This is a genomic window from Aquabacterium sp., from assembly GCF_050725395.1.
GTDB lineage: Bacteria > Pseudomonadota > Gammaproteobacteria > Burkholderiales > Burkholderiaceae_C > Aquabacterium.
In genome coordinates this window covers 60,568-81,352 of record NZ_JBOHHL010000001.1, presented here as the reverse complement: position 1 = coordinate 81,352, position 20,785 = coordinate 60,568, and the positions used below count along the sequence as shown (strand labels likewise).

General features: G+C 63.3%; 19 protein-coding genes. 3 read left to right on the top strand and 16 right to left on the bottom strand.

The window, feature by feature from the left end:
* The first annotated feature begins 317 nt into the window (after positions 1-317).
* Positions 318-3,422, top strand: a complete 3,105-nt coding sequence (locus ACREB4_RS00385; RefSeq protein ID WP_431586196.1) for a TrlF family AAA-like ATPase — start codon at positions 318-320, stop codon at positions 3,420-3,422.
* A gap of 183 nt (positions 3,423-3,605) precedes the next feature.
* On the opposite strand, the gene ACREB4_RS00380 is transcribed toward ACREB4_RS00385, so the two are convergent.
* The 12 genes from ACREB4_RS00380 to ACREB4_RS00325 all read right to left on the bottom strand — a co-directional run bounded on the left by ACREB4_RS00380 (position 3,606) and on the right by ACREB4_RS00325 (position 14,798).
* On the bottom strand, positions 3,606-5,054 hold the full coding sequence (locus ACREB4_RS00380; protein WP_431586195.1) for a TonB family protein: 1,449 nt from the start codon (positions 5,052-5,054) through the stop codon (positions 3,606-3,608).
* Positions 5,011-5,820 (bottom strand): DUF2007 domain-containing protein, encoded by an 810-nt coding sequence (locus ACREB4_RS00375; protein ID WP_431586194.1) that lies wholly within the window; start codon positions 5,818-5,820, stop codon positions 5,011-5,013. Before ACREB4_RS00375 ends, ACREB4_RS00380 begins: the two co-directional genes overlap by 44 nt.
* On the bottom strand, positions 5,817-7,982 hold the full coding sequence (locus ACREB4_RS00370) for an acetyl-CoA hydrolase/transferase C-terminal domain-containing protein (protein WP_431586193.1): 2,166 nt from the start codon (positions 7,980-7,982) through the stop codon (positions 5,817-5,819). The genes ACREB4_RS00375 and ACREB4_RS00370 overlap by 4 nt, the downstream gene beginning before the upstream one ends.
* 52 nt (positions 7,983-8,034) lie before the next feature.
* The gene (locus tag ACREB4_RS00365; protein ID WP_431586192.1) at positions 8,035-8,601 is read right to left on the bottom strand and encodes a carboxymuconolactone decarboxylase family protein; all 567 of its coding nucleotides are present in this window, start codon (positions 8,599-8,601) and stop codon (positions 8,035-8,037) included.
* Between the two features lie 103 nt (positions 8,602-8,704).
* Positions 8,705-9,409, bottom strand: a complete 705-nt coding sequence (locus ACREB4_RS00360; RefSeq protein ID WP_431586191.1) for a glutamine amidotransferase — start codon at positions 9,407-9,409, stop codon at positions 8,705-8,707.
* Positions 9,410-9,412: 3 nt separating this feature from the next.
* The gene (locus ACREB4_RS00355) at positions 9,413-10,285 is read right to left on the bottom strand and encodes a cupin domain-containing protein (RefSeq protein WP_431586402.1); all 873 of its coding nucleotides are present in this window, start codon (positions 10,283-10,285) and stop codon (positions 9,413-9,415) included.
* Between the two features lie 31 nt (positions 10,286-10,316).
* On the bottom strand, positions 10,317-10,862 hold the full coding sequence (locus ACREB4_RS00350) for a carboxymuconolactone decarboxylase family protein (RefSeq protein WP_431586190.1): 546 nt from the start codon (positions 10,860-10,862) through the stop codon (positions 10,317-10,319).
* A 126-nt stretch (positions 10,863-10,988) separates the two neighbouring features.
* Positions 10,989-11,744 (bottom strand): SDR family oxidoreductase, encoded by a 756-nt coding sequence (locus ACREB4_RS00345; RefSeq protein WP_431586189.1) that lies wholly within the window; start codon positions 11,742-11,744, stop codon positions 10,989-10,991.
* 12 nt (positions 11,745-11,756) lie between these two features.
* The gene (locus ACREB4_RS00340) at positions 11,757-12,782 is read right to left on the bottom strand and encodes a LysR family transcriptional regulator (protein ID WP_431586188.1); all 1,026 of its coding nucleotides are present in this window, start codon (positions 12,780-12,782) and stop codon (positions 11,757-11,759) included.
* Between the two features lie 50 nt (positions 12,783-12,832).
* Positions 12,833-13,312, bottom strand: coding sequence for a carboxymuconolactone decarboxylase family protein (locus tag ACREB4_RS00335; protein WP_431586187.1), 480 nt, complete (start codon positions 13,310-13,312; stop codon positions 12,833-12,835).
* Between the two features lie 163 nt (positions 13,313-13,475).
* On the bottom strand, positions 13,476-13,862 hold the full coding sequence (locus ACREB4_RS00330) for an OsmC family protein (protein ID WP_431586186.1): 387 nt from the start codon (positions 13,860-13,862) through the stop codon (positions 13,476-13,478).
* 54 nt (positions 13,863-13,916) lie between these two features.
* Positions 13,917-14,798 carry an RNA polymerase sigma-70 factor gene (locus tag ACREB4_RS00325; RefSeq protein ID WP_431586185.1) on the bottom strand — a complete coding sequence of 294 codons (882 nt, stop codon included), beginning with the start codon at positions 14,796-14,798 and terminating at the stop codon, positions 13,917-13,919.
* Between the two features lie 139 nt (positions 14,799-14,937).
* Here ACREB4_RS00325 and ACREB4_RS00320 point away from each other — a divergent pair, with 139 nt between their 5' ends.
* Positions 14,938-15,750, top strand: coding sequence for a hypothetical protein (locus tag ACREB4_RS00320; RefSeq protein WP_431586184.1), 813 nt, complete (start codon positions 14,938-14,940; stop codon positions 15,748-15,750).
* Here ACREB4_RS00320 and ACREB4_RS00315 read toward each other — a convergent pair.
* From ACREB4_RS00315 to ACREB4_RS00300, 4 genes are all read right to left on the bottom strand, one after another.
* Complete coding sequence (locus tag ACREB4_RS00315) at positions 15,739-16,530, bottom strand: HvfC/BufC family peptide modification chaperone (RefSeq protein WP_431586183.1); 792 nt, start codon at positions 16,528-16,530, stop codon at positions 15,739-15,741. The two genes, ACREB4_RS00320 and ACREB4_RS00315, sit on opposite strands and share 12 nt — an antisense overlap.
* On the bottom strand, positions 16,527-17,393 hold the full coding sequence (gene bufB, locus ACREB4_RS00310; protein ID WP_431586182.1) for an MNIO family bufferin maturase: 867 nt from the start codon (positions 17,391-17,393) through the stop codon (positions 16,527-16,529). The genes ACREB4_RS00315 and bufB overlap by 4 nt, the downstream gene beginning before the upstream one ends.
* Before the next feature lie 23 nt (positions 17,394-17,416).
* Positions 17,417-17,710, bottom strand: coding sequence for a BufA2 family periplasmic bufferin-type metallophore (gene bufA2 / locus ACREB4_RS00305; RefSeq protein ID WP_431586181.1), 294 nt, complete (start codon positions 17,708-17,710; stop codon positions 17,417-17,419).
* Positions 17,711-17,835: 125 nt separating this feature from the next.
* Positions 17,836-18,546: a hypothetical protein gene (locus tag ACREB4_RS00300; RefSeq protein ID WP_431586180.1), complete on the bottom strand. Its 711-nt coding sequence runs from the start codon at positions 18,544-18,546 to the stop codon at positions 17,836-17,838.
* 292 nt (positions 18,547-18,838) lie between these two features.
* On the opposite strand from ACREB4_RS00300, the gene ACREB4_RS00295 reads away from it, so the two are divergent.
* A complete protein-coding gene (locus tag ACREB4_RS00295; protein ID WP_431586179.1) occupies positions 18,839-20,662 on the top strand; it encodes an acyl-CoA dehydrogenase C-terminal domain-containing protein in 1,824 nt (607 codons plus the stop codon).
* The last annotated feature ends 123 nt before the right edge of the window (positions 20,663-20,785 follow it).

The window sequence follows — 20,785 nt, the reverse complement described above, 5'->3', positions numbered from 1 at the left end:
TTGGTCGGATGACGGCTTCGCGCCGCATTCCCGCCTGCGGGGCGAACCCACCGCGCGAAGTCCGAGGTGCGGCGATTGCTATCGGTGCCGAGCGGAGCATGAAGTGCGCTGCCGATCGAAATTCAGTCATTGACGAAAAGCGTCAAACGTTGACTTAATGAAGGCCCGGTTGTCGGCGCCAACAGCATCGGTGGCTTAGGCGGCCCTGCGACTGCGGCGCCGGCCATCATGTTCCAATCGCCAGCTTGAAATGGCCGTCGGCGATGAGTTGTTCGGACCTTCCCTAGCAACAACAAGATCGACCAGGAGGAGATACCATGCAAATGTCAGACGCATTCGAACGTGGCTCGGAATGGAGGCAGTGGGACCTGCATGTCCATACGCCCGCGTCCTTCTACTGGAAAGGCGCAAAGTTCGACGCTGACCCGAATTCTGCGCACAACCGCGGTCTCGTCGACCAGATGATCGGGGCCCTCAACGCCGCCCCACCTGCGGTATTCGCGTTGATGGACTACTGGACGTTCGACGGCTGGTTCGCGCTTCAACGTCGCCTGAAGGAAGAGGGCGCGCCAAAGCTCAACAAGACCGTGTTCCCCGGTATCGAGCTCCGGCTCATGGCGCCCATGAACATACCGGGAAAGCGTCTCAACGTACACGTCCTGTTCTCCGACCACAGCCCGGATCAAACGCTTCACGACTTCAAATCAATGCTGCGCATCGCCGAGACTGGCAGCGCTCTCTCGAATGCCGGGCTTATTGAACTGGCGCGGACGACATCCGAGGACAACCTGAATCACAAGGGCTTCAAGAAAGCCGATATGGCCGACGAAGCAAACGCGCTTCGCGCAGGGTGTTCGCTGGCCGAGTTGACTGCTGAAAGCTACAAGGAGGCAATCGCGCACGTCAAGGATGGTCTCGCGATTGGCTTCATGCCGTTTGATACCAGTGACGGTCTTAAGGAAGTGAAGTGGCAAGAGCACTACGCGTTCTTCATTTCGCTGTTCAAGTCATCCCCGATCTTCGAATCGCGCAATCTCGAACTGCGCGACTGCTTTATTAACGAGCCGACCGAGAAGAACAAGGACTTCCTGAAGAAGTTCCAGGAACGACTCGGCAACGTTCCTCGTCTTGTCGTTTCGGGCAGCGACGCCCATTGTTTCGTCGGAGTCAAAGGTGACAACGACAAACGCGGCTACGGTGACTTTCCATCTGGAAAGATCACATGGATCAAGGCCGATCCGACGTTCTTCGGCCTGCAGCAGGCCATGATGGAGCCTGCGAAGCGATCATTCATCGGCGATCGACCGCCGAAACAGATCGAAATCGAGAACAACAAGCCTTTCTTTATTGACCGCGTCGAGATCACCAAGCACGTCGCCGCCGCGCCGGGGATTTGGCTTCATGGCATCACGATCCCTCTCAACTCCGACCTAGTTGCGATCATCGGCAACAAGGGCAGCGGAAAGAGCGCCCTTGCCGATGTGATCGCGCTTCTCGGCAATTCCCGGCAGAAGCAGCACTTCTCATTCCTAAAAAAGGAGCGCTTCCTCGGCAAGAACGGTGAGCCGGCGAAGAACTTTACCGGCAAGTTGACATGGGTCGATACCAAGAGCGGGTCCAGGGTTCTCTCTGACGACCCCGCACCCGACAAGGTCGAGATGGTGAGATACATCCCGCAGCACCATTTCGAAGCCCTATGCAACGCGCACATCACCGGAAGCTCCAACGCCTTTGAGCAGGAGCTACGCTCGGTGATCTTCTCGCACACCAGCGAGCAGATTCGCCTCGGCGCGCACAATTTCGACCAATTGATAGAGCAGCAAGAGGACGGGTTCCGCATTCAGCTGAACGACTTCCGGAAGGATTTGCATCGCATCAATGGCGAGATTGCTGCCATCGAAGAGCAGCTTCAGCCCAGCGTTAAGAGCTCGGTGCAGGAGCTTCTCGCGGCCAAGAATCACCAGATCGACGAGCACGAGAAGATCAAGCCGACGGTTGGGCCCAAGCCGGCAGACGCGCTGACGCCAGACCAACAGGCGGCGACCACACGCCTTGAGCAGATAGCGGCTGAACTAAAGACGCTCGAGACGAATGCAGCGAAAGATGCGGCCACCAGCCTAGCGCTTGCGGGGAAGCTCAGGGCTGTCCAAAACATCCGGGAGCGCGTGCAGGTGCTGACGCGCGCGCACGCGCAATTCCTGGTCGACACTGACAAGGATCTGGCGTTGCTGGGCCTTGCAGCCGATGCAGTCGTCGCGTTCACAAGCAAGGATGACGCGCTGCAGGTCATCGCCGATGCGATCCCGGACCAGCAGAATGCTTTGCAGGCAAACAGCAATGCAGCGGCCACACAGAAAATCAAGCTTGAGGACGAACGATCGCCCTTGAATGCCAAGCTAGATGGACCGCAACTTCAGTATCAGCAGGAACTCGCGGCGCTTGAGAGTTGGAATCAGAAGCTCGCTGAACTGAAGGGTACAGCCGAAACGCCTGAGGCTCAGTTAGGGCTTCTGGAGCGGATCAAGCAACTCGACGAATTGCCGAAGCGGCTGGCTGAACATGAGCAGGCACGCATGAATCTCACCGGCAACATCTTCGACGTCCTTGAGGTGCAGCGAAAAGCCCGGGAGATCCTTTTCAAGCCAGTGCAGGATCTCATCCAAAGTGACGAACTTATACGCGAGGAATACAAACTTCAGTTCCAGGCATCTTTGAATGGGTCTGCTGACGCTATCGCTGCGACCTTGTTTGATCTGATCAAACAAACGCACGGTGAACTCCGGGGTGTTGATGAAAGCCTCAATCTCATTCGGGGCCTGGCCGACAAATTCGAGTTCGGTAGTAGGGCGGGCATTCTCGGATTCGTAGATGCCCTGCACAAGAAGGTATATGAAGCGGCGAGTGCGACCGGCAAGACTATGATCGGCGTCGCGTCCATACTAAAGAAGGACAAGGCAGTCGTTGATGTGTACGACCTGCTTTTCGGCTTGCCATTTCTTGAGCCTCGATACTCGTTGCTCTTTCAGGAGACCCGGATTGAACAGCTATCACCGGGACAACGCGGCGCTTTGCTGCTCATCTTCTATCTGCTGGTCGACAAGGGCCGCAACCCGATTATATTGGACCAACCTGAGGAGAATCTCGACAACGAGACGGTCTATAACCTGCTCGTCCCTGTCCTGACAAAGGCCAAAAAATTCCGCCAGATCATCATGGTGACGCACAACCCGAATCTTGCGGTCGTTTGCGATGCGGAGCAGTTGATCTGGTCCTCGTTTGATCGCAAGAACGGTTCGAAAATCTCATATCTCTCGGGTGCGATCGAGAATCCCGCCATCAACGGCCACGTCGTGGATGTACTGGAGGGCACGATGCCGGCTTTCAATAACCGCGGCAACAAATACCACCCAAGGGCGGTATAGCTAATTTTTTTGATCGGCCCGGGGCGTTAAGCCCGGAGATCGCTCTGACGATCACTTTCGCCCGAGGCGCCGCGTGACCGAAGCCCTAACGTCGGCTATCAGCCAAACCAGCCGTTGACCGTGCCGCCCACGGATGTCGGCAACCAGCCTCAAGCGGACATTCATTGACGACGGATCACCCACTCAAGGTCGCACAGGCATGGCGTCGATCACGTCGATCAGCGCGTCGATCGCGAGCTTTTGCGGCGCGGCGTCACAGGCCTCTTCCAGTGCGTTCATTTCCGCCAATCGATCTTTGTCGTTGAACATCGCGGTGTCGCGTTGCGGCTGGCGGCCTTTGAAACTGATCAGTCCCATGGCCCGCATGCCCAGGACATCGGTCAGCGATCGGAAGTCAGGCAGGTGCAAGCGATAGCCTCGCCAAGCGGTCGCATCCAGGCGGTAGGTGGCGCAATCCAGTGATGTGATGCTGTCGGTGTCATCCCGCTTGAAACCGACCGTCATCTCGATCGCCACAGGCCAGGTGGCCAGGTGCTTTTTTTCAAGCCGAGCCTCGGTCCATCGGCGGCGCAGGACTTCCTGGGCTGCATTGGCCAGCATAGGAGAGCCTGAGCGATCGCTCTTGGTGGCCACCCGTTCGATCATGCCGGCCTCGTCCAACTCAGCCCGGACCTCCACCTCACCTTGGGCGCCAGCGGTGAGCGCGGCTTGGGGATATTCGGCATCTCCACGCGTGACGGTGATGCTGCCCAGTGAGATTGGCTCATCACGTTGAGTGTGCAAGATCGATCGGGGCAATGGCCCAGCTTCGTCGGGCACGTTATCCGGACTCGCCGGCGCTGTTTCTCGGGCCTTCGAAGCTTCGTGCAGCAGATGATTGAAAACATCCTTCATGAGTTTGTCAGGTTGTGCGCCGCACTCAGCGACCGTGCGGCGGGACGCAAGGAACAGCGCATCGCGCACCGATCGGCCAGCCTCGCGATCGTGGCGATCGGCCATCCAGCTTGTGTTGAATGACACCAGATTTCGGGCAACGCGCAGCGCACCTACGTTCTCAGGCGGCTGGACGGGCCGGTGTGCTTTCAGCCAAGCGACGTCCTGGTTCAATTCGGCGCAGCTTTTCTTCTGCACCGAGTCAATGCTGTCACGCGAGAACAGCACACGCAGGCTGGCCTGAGGCGGGGCCTTGCGCGCGCCCATCCAGTGGAGTTGTGAGGCCAACCGAAGGGCCTGCCGGTCAAGCGCGGGGGCTTGCGTGGATTGGACGATCCTGGCCTTCGCCACTTGGCCGTCCCGGGTCAAGTCCATCACGACAAGGGCTGTGCCTTGTGCGCCAATGGCGGCGTCGGACTCGGGATACCACGCGGCACCGGGGGACAGCATCAGCAAGTCACCCACCTGCACCAGGCCTGCTGCAGTCAGCCTACCCTGGTAGCCGACCTTCGGTGCTGCCAGATCGCCAATTGGAGCGGAGGCCGCAGAAGCTGGTGCAGGCGGTTCGGCCGCAAAAGCAGGGAGCACCGCCAGCAGAAGCACGGGCACCAGGAGGCGAAGCGATCGACGCAAAGTGGAAATCGGCATCGGGTAATTATTGCTGAGCAATCGGAGCCCGCGACACCACCGCCCCAACACGCGAGTACCCCTCCGTCGTGTCCAACCGCCCATCCCCATTCGTGTCAATGTCAGCACTGGTGGCCGCCCCCAGCCGCACATGCTCAACGCGCGCCACCTTCTGCGTGATCGGGTCGATGTATTCCACCGTGTGCGCCACGCCATCGCGGTACAGCGTTCGCACATCGGTCACGCCATCGCCATCCAGGTCCACCTCGCCCAACTCAGGGTTGTTGCGCTTGTAGTGGAGGTGCGTGTCCATGACGCCGTCAAAGTCCTCGTCTGAATCAGAGCGGACCAACTGACCAAGGCCATCGAAGGTGATGACCTCATCGATCCGCTGGTCAAAATTCCGGTCTAGCTCGGTCGACAGGTGCCGGCCCGAAGCCGAGAACCGCCAGTGTTCATCGAGCACGCCGTCACCGTTGTTGTCCTGGCCTTCGGATGAGGCGGGCAAACGCATCAAGCCAAACGACAGGGCCACGCCCAAGGCCAAGCCGCCTAACGCGGGCAGCGCCCAACCCGAGCGGCCAACGCTGCCGTCCGCATTGGTGCCCACCGGCGTGTCGGGCACGGGGCTGGCGGCCTCCCAGCGGTCAATCGCCTCGCGGGCACGCAGGTGGTCTTCTTCCGCCACCTCCAGCCGCACCAGGCCGGCGGCAGGCAATTCGCCCATGGCGCCTTGAAGGTGCGCGCCACGGATGTGGGCCGTGATGCCCTCTTGCCTCAGCACGTCCAGCAGCATCTGGGCTTCGAGCGCATTGGCGGCGTTGTACACGGTCTTCATGGGTGATCTTTCAAGGCTTGCACCACCAATGCCCGCGCCACCCTGTCTTGCAGGGTGCGAGGATGGGCAAGCGCCAGCCAGTCCAGGTAGGGCCGCGCTGATGGCGGGATGTTCGATGCACCAGGCCGCAAAGCGGCCCAGGCCAGTTGCCACTTGGGCGTGGTGTCGGCGCGCTTCTTCACCGCCTTCAGCACTTTGCCCAGCATCACCTCCTCGTCCTTCAAATCGGTGCCAAAGGGAAAGTCCGGGAACAACTGCTGGCGCTTGAAGCCCGCCAGTTGCCGCTCCAGCCGTTCGGGCAGGTTGTGGCGGAAGGCATCGGGGATCTGGTAGCCGGGCTCAAGCTTGCCGGCATGCTTGGCCGCCGCCATCAGCCCATCTTGAAAGCGCGAGTCCGCGATGTTGAGCAAGGCCTTGATCACCTCCGCATCGGTGCGCGAACGCAAGTCGGCGATGCCGTACTCGGTGATGACGATGTCGCGCAGGTGGCGCGGGATCGTGGTGTGCCCATAGTTGAAGACGATGTTGCTGCTGGGCCCGGCCTTGCCGCCCTTGTCGCGCACCGCCCGCACCATCAGGATGGATCGGCCCGTGGGCAGCTCGTGCGCCATCGCCACGAAGTTGTACTGCCCGCCCACGCCCGACACCACGCGCAGATCGTCCAGCCCATCCGAGCACACCGCACCCGACAAGGTGGCCATGATGCCGGTGTTCATGAAGCGCGCGTGCACGCGCTGCTGCCGGTAAAGCCGCGGGTTGCGGTCGAGCTGGTTGATCTTGCTCACGCCGGTCATGCAGATCTGGCGCGCCTGGTCTTCGGGCATGCGGCGCAGGCCCTCGTAAAAATCCAGCGGGCCCAGAAAGAAGCCGCCGTGCAGCACGATGCCGTTGCGCAGGCGTTGCCCCAGGCACTGATCGGCCATCACCTGCCGCGCATGCGGATCGGCCACATTGGCGATGACGCGGGTGCCATCGGGCGCGATGATGTGGCCTTCGTCGTAACCGGTCTCGTCGTTGAACAAGCCGTGGTGTTGCAGCACCTTGAAGTCCGCACCCCGGATCACGCGCACGCCCAATGAGGCCAGGTCGTCCAGCACCTGCGGCGTCACATGATCGGGATCACAGCGCCCTTCATTGACCAGTTGCTGCAGCGCCCAGAAGTCATGCACGCGGCGCTTGAGGATGCCGGACCGCAGCAAGTGCAGGTAGCCATCCACGAACATCTCGGTGGCGCCATACAGGCCTTGCGCGAAAGGTTCGGTGCCGCCAAGGTCCTTGATCAGCTCGCCCGAGTTCGCGAGGATGCCGCAATCGCCCAGCACCCGCAGGTAATCGGCGTTCCGCGCGTGGCGCAACTGCGCGGCGTACACGATGGCATCGCCCAAGGCGCCGATGCCCAGTTGCAACGTGCCGCCATCCTTGATGAGGGTGCTGGCGTGCAGGCCGATCAGGTAGTCGGGTGTGGTCACGCCCAGCTTGGGATTCGAGAACAGCGGCGTGGTGTAACGCGCATGGTCGACGACGATGTGGAAGGCCTCCGGCCCGACCTCGGCATCGTTGAACATGAAGGGCAGGTTCTGGTTGACCACGCCGACCACCACGTGCGGGCGGCCGCTGGCGCGCAGCATGTCGACCAGCTCGGGTGGCGTGTCCGGGTTGCACGAGAGCGAGTAGCGCGTGCCTTCGGGCGTCTCGCGCTGGCAGACCATCTGCGCCACGACGTTGCAGCCGTGGTTGAACACATCGCGCGCAGCGTGCGTGTAGTTGCTGCTGATGTAGTGCTGCTGCGCGTGCGCGTTGTCCATGAAAGCGCCGGGTCGGAAGAAGAACTCGCAGACCTGCACATTGGCGGGCAGGCGGTTGGCGCGCAGGTCGGCGATCACGTCCAGCTGGGGCACGCCACCGAACACACGCCCCACGAAGGGTTTGAGGAAGGCGCTTTCGATGGCGCTGCCGCCGGTGGGCTTCTCCAGCGACAGGGCGGTGAGGATCTTCAGTTGCAGGCTGCTGTCTTGCGTGGCCCTCGCGTACAGCGCGTTGACCAGTTCGACCGGTTTTCCCAGTCCCAGCGGCAAGCCCACGACCAGGCTCTTGCCAATGCGAGCGATGATGTCGTCCACCGCTTGCGCCACGTCGTCCATCACCACCGCAGGCCCCGTCATGCACATCTCCTGCCCGGGAGGGCCGGGCTTGCCGGACGAGCATACCGCGCGCTCACTCGCGTTCGGGCACCGGCACGTTGAAGCCGTTGAGCGTGGTCGACACCAAAGCGTACAAGCCAACCAGGTAGATCAGTTCATTCGTGCCATGCTGGCCGAAGGTCTTCACCGCCAGGCTGTAGACCGGCTCGGGCAGGACGCCGCCCCGGCTGAGCGCATAGGCCACGTCGAAGGCCACGCTTTCTTCCTTGTTGAGGTCGTTGGGCTTGAGGTCGGCCACGAGCGTGGACAGCCGCTCGGGGGACATGCCCTCGCCTTCGGCCACCGCAATGTGCGCGTACAACTCATAGGCCGCGTCGAACCGCGCACCGACCACCAGGATGGCGATCTGGCGCACCGGATCGGGCAACACGGCCTTGGCGGTCATCGCCAGGGTCAGGTCCCAGATCGCCTTGCCAATCGTGGGCTCGTGCAACCACGGATTCCACGGCCCCATCAGGGCGCCGTCCTCGCGTTCGACCTTGAAGGCGTTGAAGTGGCTGGCGATGCCCTTGCGCATGTCGTCGTACAAGGGCTTTTGCTCGGGCGTGAGGTCTTGGGGCGGAATCAGGGGTAGGCGCACGGCAGATCCTTGGTTTTGAAAGGGATGTCTTCGAGCATAAGGATCGGCAGCGACCGCCATCGCGCCAGGGTTATCCGTGGTGCCTCCGCGCCGCGCTTCAGCGTTACTTTGACCTCTGCAGCGCCCCGTCCAGCCAGTCCGCCAGCATGGCGCGCCCCGCCGCAGCCTGCGCCTGCCCATGGACGGCCGTGGCGGCACGAAGCGCGGGGATGTCCACGTTCGCCAGCCCCAACTCCATGGTGTGGCCCACCAACCAGGCTTCGATGCGCGATGCCGGGAATTCAGGATGGAACTGCAAGGCCAGCACGGCCGGGCCCCAATCAAAGGCCTGGTGCGGCGTGAGGTCGGTGGAGGCCAGCAGGCGTGCGCCTTCGGGGACGTCGAAGGTGTCGCCATGCCAGTGCAACGTGGGGCTGCCGGCCAGGTGCCGCAGGGGCGAGTCCAGCCCGGCACTCGACAAGGTCACCGGTGCCCAGCCGATTTCCTTGGCCTGGCCCGGGTACACGCGCGCGCCCAAGGCCTTGGCGATGATCTGCGCGCCCAGGCAGACGCCCAGCGTGGGGCGCTTGCGCAGCACCCGCTCGCGCACGGCATCCAGCTCGGCGGACAGCCAGGGGTACAGACCGGTGTCGTTGACACCAATCGGACCGCCCAGCACGACCAGCAGGTCTGGCTCGTCCAATCTGGTGGCATCGATCGGCTGCACGCCAGCGTCCAGGTATTCGGTGTCGAAACCTCGCTCGGACAGCACGGCTTCGAAGATGCCGAGGTCCTCGAAGGCCAAGTGGCGGATGGCAAGACACTTCATGGGTCACTCTCCTGTGGTTGGTGGATGCTTGACGGCAGAAAGCCAGGCCCTGGGCGAAAGGCCCATGCGTTGCAGGAAAACCCGGGACAGCGCCGAGGCATTGGCGTACCCCAGCTCCGACGCCAGCACCTTCACCGGCCGGCCTTGCCGCAAGCCGGTCTGGGTCAGGCTCATGCGCCAGTTGGCCAGGTAGTCGCCCGGGGTGGTCCCCACCACGCCTTTGAAGCGGGCCGCGAAGGCCGTGCGCGACAGGCCCGCCTCTTGTGCCAAGGTGTCCAGGCTCCAGGGCTGGCCGGGATGGTCGTGCATCGCCACCAAGGCACGCGCCAGCTGGGGATCCGACAGGCCGGTCAGCATGCCGATGGGCACCCCGCCGTCTTCGGGGCGGTCCAGCAACCAGCGCAGCAGTTGCAGCAAGACCACCTCGAACAGGCGATCGGCCAGCAGGCGTTGGCCGCACCGCACCCGTTCGGTTTCGGCGAACAGCAACGCCAAGGCAGGGGCCAGCCCCTCCACGCGGTGCAAAGGCACGAGCACCAGGGGTGGCAAGGCCTGCACCAAGGGGTGCGTGTGGCCGCCCTCGAAATCGAGCGTGGCGCAGGCGAAGTCCGCCCCATCATTCGGGGCGTTGTGGAACTCGTGCGCCAGGGGCCTCGGGTAGAACAAGAGGCTGGGCTCGGACACCTTGGTGCGCTGGCGCAGGCCCGTGCTGGCGCGGTGCGTGACCACCATTTCGCCCTGCCGCAGCACATGCAGGAAACCACGCCCGGGCTTGGCCGCGTAGGTGGTCACGCCACACAGGGGCCCGGTGTGGAACAGGTGGGCCCGAACGCTGAAGCGCTCAAGCAATGAAGACAATCGGTCGAGGGGCGGCATCGTCATGCTGTGCTGAACGCCTCATCCTACGTCAGGCCCGATGCAAGCCCACCTTGGGAAAGTCGACCGGCACGTCCAGCGCCACGTTGACGTAGTTGGTGAACAGGTTCAAGGCCACATGGGCCAGGATCTCCACCACTTGCTCGTCCTTGAAGCCCACCTCGTGCAGCGCGGCCACATCGGCATCACGGACCTGCGCCCGATCGCTGACGACCTTGAGCGCGAAGCGCAAGGCGGCCGCGCTGCGCGGGTCGCTGGATTGGCCGATCTGGGCGGCGGCCATCTCCCAGGCCGAAGCTCCCGCCTTCTGGCCCAACGCCGTGTGCGCGGCCAGGCAGTATTCGCATTGGTTGCGGTTGGCGATGGCCACGGCGATCTCTTCGCCCAACCGGGGCCCCAGCGTGCCCTGGCTCAGGGCGCCGAAGGCGGCCCACATGCTTTGCAGGGCGGCCGGCGAATTGGCCACGGCCTTGAACATGTTGGGCGTGGCGCCGAAGGCCTGCTGGATCTGGCCGAGGATGGTCTGGCTGGCGATGGGGGCCTGGGCCTGGGTGGTGTGGAGCGTGACGCGGGTCATGGTGTGTCCTTGGGTGGATGTCGAGGTTGACCAGGTCAGTGTCTCGACAAACCCCGAACCCATGGGTGCATTCCGTGCAGAATTGGTACCCATTCGTCCAGCAAGTGACCTGGGGACTCCGCGTGTTCAACGCACCGTTTGGCCTTGCTCGAACCAGGCATCGAAGCTCACCTTGCCCAGCCAGGGCTGTCCGCTGGGCACCAGGGTGTCGTCCTTCAATTCGGCGCCAAAATAGCGCGCCTGCACATCGGCCACCACCTTGCGTGGATCCCTGACCGCGACCAGGTAGCGCTGCACGAGTTCGGACAGGCGCAGGCGCTCCGGTCCCGCGATCTCGACCACGCCGTTGACCGGCGCACCCAAGGTGTACTCGGCCATCGCCGTGGCCACCTCGTCGGACGAAATCGGCTGCACGAAGGCCGGCGACAGGTGCACTTCATCGCCCACAGTACCTGACTGCGCGATGCCGCCCAGAAACTCCATGAATTGCGTCGAATGCACGATGGTGTAGGGCAACCGGCTTTCGCGGATGAGCTTTTCCTGCGCGATCTTGCCGCGGAAATAGCCGCTTTCGGCCAGGCGGTCGGTGCCCACCACCGACAGAGCCACGTGGTGCCGCACACCCGCCCTGGCCCCCGCAGCGAGCAGATTGCGGCCCGAGGTCTGGAAAAAGTCCAGCACGGCTTGGTCCTCGAACGACGGCGAGTTCGCCACATCGACCACGATCTGCGCGCCTGCCAGCACCTGGTCCAGGCCTTCGCCGGTGATGGTGTTGACACCCGAAGCGGGCGAGGCAGCGATGACCTCGTGGCCCACCCCGCGCAACTGGTTGACAAGCTTGCTGCCGATGAGCCCGCTTCCGCCAATGACGACGATCTTCATGGTGTGATCCTTTCAGGGCCTGCGCGAGGCCGTTGGTGGTTGATGGATTGTTGAGACAGGAGAGGTAAGGCATGGCGGGTCCAGGGCCCGCGTGTGCACGGTCATGTGATCGATGAACACGCGGACCCGGGCTGGCAGCTGCTGGCGGCTGAGGTAGCAGATGTGGTGGCCATGGTCGTCCGGGGCGTGCTGCGGCAGACAAACCACCAGCCGACCGGCGCGCAGCAGGTCGCCAACCTGGTAACCCGCCATCTGGGCAATCCCCCGCCCTTCCAGCACCGCCTGCAGCACCAGGTCGTCGTCGTTGAATGTCGCCGCGGCCCGGGGCACGAGCTTCTTCGTGTGCCCATCCACCTTGAACGACCATTCGGCCAGTCGGCCCGAAGCCAGCCGGAAGTTGATGCAGCGGTGATCGGCCAGATCATCAAGGCTGCGCGGCAGACCGTGGTGCTGGGCATAGGCGGGTGAGGCGCACAGCAGCATCTGCATGGAGATCAATTGCTTGGCGATCACCTGGCTGTCCTCCATGCGCCCGTTGCGGAAGGACACGTCGATGCGGTCGGCGATGAAGTCGGTGGGCCCATCGTCCAGCAACAGGTCGATGGCGATGTCCGGGTAGCGGGCCTGGAACCCCCCCAGCAAGGGGGCCACGACCTTGCGCCCAAATCCCACGTTGGCGCTGATGCGAAGGACCCCGCGCGGAGGCCCATGGCGCAGTTCGCGCATGTCTTCCAGCGCCTGCACGATGCGCTCGACGCCGGGGTGGCAGTTCTCGTAGAAGAGCTCGCCCTCGCGCGTGAGCGCGGTGCGGCGCGTGGTCCTCAGGAAGAGGCGCGCCTCAAGCTGGGCCTCCAGCTTCCGCACCGCGCGACTGACCGCCGAGCGGCCGATGCCCAGGCGATCCCCCGCCTTGGCAAAGCTGCCTTCAGCGACGACCGCGATGAAGGCCACCACCCCCGCATGGCTGGTGGCGAAACTGGAAGCCAGTGAGTCGGCAGCAGTGGGGAGGGTGTCGAACATGGCGTCATGGGCGTTCATGCTCCATAAGACGTTCGAGCACTCAAGCTTGTGACACCCGCCGCGAGCGCTTATGCCAGCCCGGCCTTGTCCAGGCCAAATGCCTTGTCGGACGAACCAGGCACCGTCTTGAAGGCCACGTTGATGCGGTTCCAGGCATTGATGGCCATCACCACGTAGGTCAGGTCTGCGATTTCTTTCTCGGACAGCTGGGTGCGGACACGCTCGTAGAGCTCATCGGGCACACCTTGCTCGGGCAGCTTGGTGAGGACCTCGGTCCAGGCCAGGGCCGCGCGCTCACGCGGAATGAACAAGGTGGACTCACGCCAGATGGCCAGGTGGTGCAGGCGCAATTCGCGTTCGCCGTGCAGCTTGGCTTGCTTGACGTGCATGTCCAGGCAGAAGCCGCAGCCATTGATCTGAGAGGCCCGGATGGCCACGAGGTCGCGGGTCTTTTCTTCGATCGCGCCATCCTTCACCAGGTTGTTGAACTCGATGAATTTCTTGAACAGTTCCGGCGATTGCTGGATGTAGTTGACACGTTGCGTCATGGTCGTCTCTCCTTGGATGAGGCCCGAAGGCCACCCTCAGTGCGGCTGAGGTGTCCGCTGCCGCGAGTGGTTCACGGCATGGACAAATCCTAGGTTTCGACCACGCATCGCGGTAGCCCCGCGGGGGGACTCACCGTGTTGCCTGGCGGGCAACAATCGGCATTCAGGTCAGCGTCGTGTGGATGGGCACGCCACCCTTGAGCGTCAGCGTGACCGGCGTGCGCTCGGCGATGTCGGCCAGCTTGGCCTTCTGCGCCTGGTCCAGTCCGACGATGGCCAGCGTGCGGTCAATCTTCGACGAGCCGTCCTCACCACGCGAAAAGTGCAGGCCCACGTCCACGCTTTCGAGCGGCCAGGATTTTCGGTCGGCGTACATGCGCAAGGTGATGGCTGTGCAGGCGCCCAGGCTGGCCAACAGCAAATCGTAAGGTGCGGGGCCCGCATTGGCGCCGCCCAGGGCCGGGGGCTCGTCCGAGACCAGGGCATGGCCTCCAACTTCGATCCGCGTGCGGTACTGATCGCGCCCGATGCGGGCCACGCCGTGTGCCATGGTGCTGTCCTTTCAAAGATGGCAAGGATACGTGAACGACGCGACCTCGGCCGATCAACAGGCGCCCAGGGCCGCCGACAACCGCACCAGTTTCTCCGGGTTGCGCTGCACGTGGATGCGGAGGATGCGTTGGCCATCGGTCTCGTAGGATTGCGCGGACTCCAGCTCGCCGTTGATGAAGCGCAGCAGGGCCCATTCACCATTGACGAGGGCCAGTTCGACACGCACCGCCTCGCCAAACCGCAAGTGAGAAGCGTAGAACAACTGTGCAATGCGCTTGCCGCCTGACAGGGGCTTGCCAAAGCTTGGCACGATGCCGCCGCCATCGCCGATGAGCTCGGCCTCCTCGGCCAACATGAGGTTCAGCGCGCCGAAGTCGCCGCAAGACATGGCGTCGGCAAACCCGCGCAACAGCTGGAGATGCGTGTCGCGGGACACCGCATACCGCGGCCGCTCATCGCGCAACTGGGTCTTGGCTCGGCTCACGATCTGGCGGCAGGCCGCCTCGCTCTTGCCCAGGGCTTGCGCCACGTCGCTGTAGTCGGCATCGAACACCTCGCGCAACAGAAAGGCCGCGCGTGCCTCGGGGGACAAGCGCTCCAGCAGCATCAAGAAAGCCACCGACACGTCGTCGGCCAATTCCTTGACTTGCTCGGGCGTGGCGGGTGATTCGGTCAGCACGGGTTCAGGCAACCAGAACCCGACGTAATGCTCGCGCTGCACCTTGGCCGAGCGCAGGCGGTCGATGGACAGGCGCGTGGTGACGGTGACCAGCCAGGCCTCGGCGTTCTCGATCGTGGCATGCGCAGCCTCGTGCCAGCGCAGCCAGGCGTCTTGCACCACGTCCTCCGCTTCCGCGATCGAGCTCAGCATGCGGTAGGCAATGCCTTGCAAGCGTGGGCGCAGGCGGTTGAAAGTGGCGGTGGTGTCGTTCATGCAGCCAAGACGGGCGAGGGGCCGGTTTTGTGACAACCTGGGGCAAAGCTTGATGGTGGTGCACAGCCCCGTGAAGCAGGGGGGCCCGGCCCAGGCCGGCTCCACTAAACTGCGATGGCCGTTTCAAGGGAGAGAAAACATGAGCATCGCACGCAACATCATCTGCACGCTGGCCATCGGGTTCAGCATGGGCTCGGCCTTCGCGGCACCCACCAGCGAATCGTTCGTGTCCGGCACGGGCACGCTGGATTTCCACGACAACGCGTTCCGGGTGAACCAACTGCTTTGGGTCAGCACAAAATCCAGAATCGCCGCTCCAGCCAGCCTGCCGCCCAATACCGCCCTCTATAGCCCAAGCACTGGTACGGTGGCCCTGAGCTTTGACGGCGCGTCTATTTCAGGGGTGGATGGCAAGGCCTCCTTCAACGCGGCCAATTCTCACGTTGAACTGTATTCCCTCTTTCAAATGGAGGATGAGAACGGTGATCCTTTGGCGACCTCGCTCAATCTGATCACGCTTGAGAACATCACCATCGACTTGAGCGACGCGTCGGTGTCTGCCAACGTGATCAGCTACGCCGGCACCACCACCAGCGCCACCTTGGTCAGCGATCACGGCAGACTCAAAGTGTTCCAGGGCATGGCCCCCATCACCGATGGCACGCAGGGCTTGGTCGTCAACGGCCAGGCCAGTGGCAGCACGGTCGGCGGCTTGATGCTGGCCCCTGAGGCCAGGGACATCGTGATCAATGCCTTGTATGGCGCCAACTGGGGCACCCCCCTGGACACAGAAAATCCCTCCGGCATCTACCATGTCGCCAGCACCATGAACTGGGGCACGGCCAGCGCCTCGGGCACCTTCACCTCCGCGGTGCCAGAAACATCCACGCAGTGGATGATGTTCACCGGCCTGCTGGGCCTCTTCGCCTTCAGCCGCCGCTCACGCCGCTGAGAGCAAGCCTTCCTCGGTCCAGCGCCTGAGGAAGCCGCCGGCCAAGGCCGCGGCGTTCTCTTCGGGAAAGCGCGCCGACAGCAAGTCACAGGTCTCGGCGAACGAGTGCCCCTGCAGCAAGGCCTGCAAGGCCACCGCCTCCATCGGCGATGCGCTCCTGAAATGCGGCCGCTCGTCCAAGCGCCATGCCGCCACCGTCATGGCCGATGGCAAGGCCTCGGCGGCAGGCACTTCGGCATCCTGGTCCAGGGCGTGCCACAGGCTCAGGGTGTTGCATCGCAGGCTCAGCAAGGCCAAGGTCGGGTGGGGCTTGAACACCACCGTGGCCCAGGCCTCGGGCGCCAAGGCCGCCAGGTCCGTCATGGCCAAGGCCTGGGCATCGGGCCCGTCGAACGCCGAACGCAAGGCCCAATCCACGCGGGCCAACTCGGCAACTTCGGGGTGGTCGCCCAGGTCATCGGCGTGGTCCAGGCGCTGGGCCAACCAGTCGGGATAGGCCGCGCCATACCAGCGCAGGTTGGCCGACGCCGAAGGATGGGCTTCGATGAACTCGGCCGACAAGGCGTCGAACCATTCGTCGCCCAGGTACATCAGGGTGTGGCCGAAACTGTCGCGCAAAGTCTCCAGCAGGCGGGCACGGTAGGCGTGGTGGTAGATGCCCAGGCCGCGAGCGCCGCCACCCGGGAGCACGCTGACGACATCGCTCAAGGCAGACTCGTCACCGATCAGCACACGGGCCTGCACCCGGGCCTGCAAGGCGGCCAACGCCGTGGCGCTCATGCCGCCCGTCTTTCCAGCACCGAGGCTGCCACGCCCCGCGCGCGGTTCAATTCGGCGATCAATTCAGGCAAAGGGGGGATGTGGTCATCACGCTCAATCATCGTGGCCACCGGGCCAAAGCGCTCGCAGGCGTGCGCGTACAAAGACCACACCGATTCGGCCACCGGATGATCGTGCGTGTCGATGATGTGGTCGCCATGGTCGGTGTGGCCGGCCAGGTGAATTTGCTGCACGCGGCCCACCGGGATGTGGTTCAAGAACTCCAGGGCATCGAAGCCATGGTTCACGCTGCTGACATGGATGTTGTTGACATCGAGCAGCATCAAACAATCGGCCTCTTCGCAGAGGCGGGCGATGAAGGCCCACTCCGTCATGTGCGAACTCTGGAACTGCACATAGCTGGACACGTTTTCCAGCACCAGGCGCCGCCCTAACGCATCCTGCACCTGGCGCACATTGCGCACGACCAGCGCCAGCGCTTCGTCGGTGTAGGGCAAGGGCATGAGGTCGTGCAACTGCCGGCCATGCACGCCTGTCCAGCACAGGTGGTCCGACACCCACAGTGGATCGATGCGGCGCACCAGGGCCGACAACTGCTTCAAATAATCAGGATCAGGTCCGGCCACCGAGCCGATGGACAGCGACACGCCGTGCATGGCCATGGGGTAGCGTTCACGGATGGCGTCGAGCATGCGCAAGGGCTTGCCGCCGGGCACCATGTAGTTGTCGGAGATGACTTCGAGCCAGTCCACCTGCTGAGGCCCGGCCAGGAAGTCGGGGTAATGCACGGTGCGCAGGCCCAGCCCGAAACCGGGCGAGGGCCGCGTCAGCACGGCATGCGGTGATGCAAGGGAGCCGCTCATGCCGTGATGCTGAAAGCGCTGGATTACTTGGCGGCGCCCAGGTCGCCAATGGTGCCGCCCTTGCTCAGGCAAGCCTTGGCTTCCATGGCCTTGAAGCCGTGGCCCTTGCAGGCGTTCTGGCCCTTGCAAGCGTTCTCGGCGGTCTTGCAATCGCTGTTGCCTTTGCAGGCGTGCACGCCGTAGCAGTGCACCTTGTCGCTGGCGGCCACGGCCGAGCCCATGCTGCCGGCGGGAGCCTCGGCAGCGAAGACGGCGCCCGACATGGCGATCAGGGCAGCAGCGGCGGCCAGGGCGGAAGAGTGGGTGCGTTGGGTCATGTTGGTTCTCCGAAGGTAGCAAGTGGGTTTGTGAAACATGGCCCGGATGTGGTTTGTCATCCGGGACAAGCGTGTAGTCGAGTACACGGCCCACTTCTTACACCCCGCTTGAAAATAAGTCCGCCTTACCTGAATGCGGCCAGGCGCGCGGCGTCCAGTTCCTTCTCCATCTGCCCCTGGTCGATCAACTGGTCCTTGAAGCGCTTCATGATCACCGCCTCGCGCTCCTTGTAGCTGGCGGTCTGGGCATCTTCGGCCTTGAGCTTGGCGTCCATGGCCGCGTCGTGTTCGAGCGCCCGCATCAAGGACTGGCGAGCGGCGTCTTCGATGGGCTTGCGTTGGGCCTCGTCGGGGATCATGTCGGCGTAGATGGCGGCCTGCAGCAACAGCGCCTCGGGCCCGGTGACTTCCTGGTTGGCGAAGCGCACTGGCAGCGCGTCCAGGATGCGCTGGCCCACCTGGGCGCGTTCCAGCGCATTGGGCTGGTCTTTCAGCGCGGTCCACTTGTCCATGTCGCGTTTGAAGCGCAGGTAACCGATCAGGCGCTGGAGCTCCTGGTCACGCTGCGGATGGTTGCGCACCGCGTCTTCCAGTTGCTGCCACGCCTTGGGATCGATGTCGGCGGGCCGTTCGATCTCGCGCGTGCCCGTGGTCGAGGCCGTGGCCGCGGGCGGTTCGTTGTCCAGCATCTTGGCGTAGGCCTCGATGTGCGGCGGTGGGGCCTCGGTGTCCAGGTGCGTGCGGGTGGCGTAATAAGCCCCGCCCAGCATGGCCACCACCACGGCGCCCCCCACTGCCCAAACCATCGAGCGACGCTGTTTTTTAATCACCAACATGACGACTTCCTTGTCCTTTCACACCTTTCGGACCAGGGGCAATCGTTGCACGCAGGTCGTTCAGCCAAGCCAGGGTTACTCCTGGTTACCCCCCTTTCCAGGGGGCAAAAACCACCCATCAGACCAGCAAATTTGCCGCCACAGGGTCAATCCACCCCCACGGACTGCCACTCTGCGGTATAAATGCGACCTTAATTCGAACGATCGTTTGAAAAGCACGGTCGTTCGAAAATCCAAGATTGCTCCCATGGCCCGGCCGCTGTTCACGCGGCTTTGAAAGAGGTGACTTCCTATGCCGCAGTACAAGGCGCCCTTGCGCGACATGCGCTTCCTGTTGAACGACGTGTTCGACTACACCAGCCACTACGCCAGCCTGTCCAACGGCGGTGAGGCCACCCCGGACATGGTCGAAGCCATTCTGGAAGGTGCCGCCACCTTCTGTGAAGAAGTGCTGGCCCCCCTGAATCTGTCGGGCGACCAGGAAGGCTGCCACTTCGAAAACGGCAACGTCACCACGCCCAAGGGCTTCAAGGAAGCCTACAAGGAGTACGTGGCCGGCGGCTGGCAAGGCCTGTCGCACGAAGTCAAGCACGGCGGCCAGGGCCTGCCCATGTCGCTGAACCTGCTCAAGGCGGAAATGATGGGCACGGCCAACTGGTCGTTCACCATGTACCCCGGCTTGAGCCTGGGTTGCATGAACACCATCATGCAGTACGGCACCGAAGCACAGAAAGACCTGTACATGCCCCCGCTGGTCTCGGGCGAATGGACTGGCACCATGTGCCTGACCGAACCCCAGTGCGGCACCGACCTGGGTCAGGTCAAGACCAAGGCCGAGCCCGTGGGCGACGGCAGCTACAAGCTCACTGGCACCAAGATCTTCATCTCGGCCGGCGAACACGACTTGGCCGACAACATCATCCACATCGTGCTGGCCCGCCTGCCCGACGCCCCCCGCGGCACCCGTGGCATCTCGCTGTTCATCGTGCCCAAGTTCCTGGTGAACGCCGATGGCTCGGTCGGTGAGCGCAACCCCGTGGTCTGCGGCTCGATCGAGCACAAGATGGGCATCCGCGCCTCCGCCACCGCCGTGCTGAACTTCGACGGCGCCGTGGGCTACCTGATCGCCGAGCCCAACAAGGGCCTGGAAGCCATGTTCACCTTCATGAACACCGCCCGCATCGGCACCGCCGTGCAAGGCGTGGCCCACGCTGAACTGTCGTACCAAGGCTCGCTGCCCTACGCCAAGGAGCGCCGCTCCATGCGCGCCCTGTCCGGCAAGAAAGACGCCGACCACACCGCCGACGCGCTGATCTGGCACGCCGACGTGCGCCGCATGCTGCTGACGCAAAAGGCCGTGGCCGAAGGCGGCCGCGCCATGATTTACCACGCCGCCAAGCTGGCCGACAACATGGTCAACGGCGTGCTGGAAGGCAACAAGGCGAAGTACGAAGAGTTCGACGACAAGCTGGGCTTCTACACCCCCATCCTGAAGGGCTTCCTGACCGAGATGGGCCTGGAATCGGCCAACCTCGGCATGCAGGTGTTCGGTGGCCACGGCTACATCAAGGAACACGGCATGGAGCAGATCGCCCGCGATGCGCGCATCTCCACCTTGTACGAAGGCACGACCGGCATCCAGGCCTTGGACCTGTTGGGCCGCAAGGTGCTGCTGACCACCAAGGGCAAGTGCGTGCGCGAGTTCACCGGCGACATGCTGGGCCTGGCCAAACCGCACCTGCTGTCCGGTGGCCCCATCGGCAAGATGGCCCGCCAGCTGGCCAAGCGCGCCATCCAATGGAACGTGCTGACCACCCGCATCATGTTGCGCGCTGCCAAGGACCGCGACCTGGTCAGCTCGGCCAGCGTCGACTTCCTGATGTACTCGGGCTTCGTGATGATGGCGCACTTCTGGCTGCTGCAGGCCATCAAGGCGTCCGAGACGCTGGCCAGTGGCAAGGGCAAGGAGCCCGCCGAGTTCTACAAAGCCAAGATCCAGACAGCCGAGTTCTACTTCGAACGCCTGCTGCCGCGCGCGGATGGCCACAAGAAGAGCGCCCTGGCGCCCACCAGCGCCGTGATGGCGATGGACGCGGAGCACTTCACTTTTCAGTGATTGGTGTCTCAGTGATGAAAGGCCCTCCCTGCGAGGGCCTTTTTTTTATGGGGAATTGAAAGTCAAATTAGACTGGCCATCCACCAAATAAACAAGGGATGACCATGAATGAAAGACTAGCCT